The organism is Staphylococcus sp. HMSC072B07, assembly GCF_001815505.1.
GTDB classification, from domain to species: domain Bacteria; phylum Bacillota; class Bacilli; order Staphylococcales; family Staphylococcaceae; genus Staphylococcus; species Staphylococcus simulans.
In genome coordinates, this window is the sequence record NZ_KV820949.1 from 1 (window position 1) to 1,513 (window position 1,513).

The following is a 1,513-nucleotide window of genomic DNA, read 5'->3' on the forward strand; positions in this document are numbered from 1 at the left end:
GTGGTCAATTAATGATTACTCTCCTACTCGATTAAGGGTTCAGAGACTCGCTGTCAATAAAGTAATTGGAATAAATCAACAATAATTGAATGAGGTAATCTATTTTACTGAAATTTATTTTGTCACTAAGATCCACATTAAATGCCCTAGGATAAAAATAATAACAATCGTTAATATAGAGCTGATAAAGGCTATTATTTTTATCTTTCTTTTACTAAATTCTGGACTTTTATAAACTGCAAGATAGAACATAACAAGAAAACCGACGAACATTCCATACAAAGATAATAGAAAATTACACCGAATATCCATATAGCCTCCGCGCATTAATCCGTAGGTTCCTAAAATTACAGAAAATAAATTGATATATGACAGTTATCATTTACTAGCCTCCAAAATAAAACAATTGGAATAAAACAATTTTATTTTAAAAAACGAAAGGAGTTTTTGTATGAAATTTGGAAATTATAAAATTGATTCATTTTACTTAATTATGATTATAGGTTTTTTAGTCACTTCTTTGTTTTTTCCTTTTATGCTTTTGTCCGTAATTATTTTATTGATTTTTGGTTTAGAAAAAGAGAGTGGATCCTAATTTTCACTCTCTTTTTTATTTTTAGAAACGAGTTGAAAACGAGCTTCTAAAAATAAAATAGCGTGCCGAATTCGGTACGCTATTTTGTTTATTCAAAACACTCACTATACACTTGACCAATACTAAAGAATCCAATTGCTGCAGACAATGCTTGAGGCCCCGCAGCACTTCCAGCTGTTTTGACAGCAGAAACAGCTGCGTCTTTCTTAGGCATCGTCTTACGAGCTTCTTTATATGCTGGAACTAACTTAGTAGCGAATGTTTTTGCACCACCAGCAGCTTTAAGAACTTCTTTTACTTTAGCAATTTTAGCAGCAGAAAATGCATTACTAACGATTGCTAAACCTATAGCTGATGTGCACCCTACAACTCCACGCTCAGAAGTAGTTAAATTAGAATTTTCTTTTTGTAAGTATTCATTTGTAGCCTTATCCCATCGGGAATGTCTGACCACTTTCTTGCGAATTTTGAGTCACTTGTTTAACATTACTAACCTCATTCGCTTCTACGTATGAAGTACTTCCAAAACCAAATAGTAAAGCAACGCTTGATAATGTTACAATAGCCTTTTTCAAAAGAAAATCTCCTTTCAAATAATAAATTTAAATGTTACGTTTTTTTTAGCATAACATAATAAAATACTTTTTATGGAGGTGTCAAAATGAAAAAAACTTCTATTTTAGCGGGAATAATAACCCTACTACTTATGATTTGCAGTATAGTATTGAACTTAATCAATATTCCTAGTGAAGCCAATATCATATACTCAATAACAGCCATTCTAATTATTATTTTATTATTCTTCATTATTCCTAAAAACAATAAATCATAGCATTGCTTTATTCCAATTGCTTTATTGACAACGAGTCTCTGAACCCTTAACTAAACTTGTCGAATGGTCGGCTTAATAGCTCAGGC

The 1,513-nt window shown here is 31.3% G+C and carries 2 protein-coding genes; both read right to left on the reverse strand.

The features are described 5' to 3' along the window. Positions 1–683 precede the first annotated feature (683 nt). A complete protein-coding gene (locus HMPREF3031_RS11550; protein WP_226956265.1) occupies positions 684–1,049 on the reverse strand; it encodes a hypothetical protein in 366 nt (121 codons plus the stop codon). Further along, positions 1,024–1,170 (reverse strand): hypothetical protein, encoded by a 147-nt coding sequence (locus HMPREF3031_RS13565; RefSeq protein ID WP_180363390.1) that lies wholly within the window; start codon positions 1,168–1,170, stop codon positions 1,024–1,026. Before HMPREF3031_RS13565 ends, HMPREF3031_RS11550 begins: the two co-directional genes overlap by 26 nt. Positions 1,171–1,513: the final 343 nt, after the last annotated feature.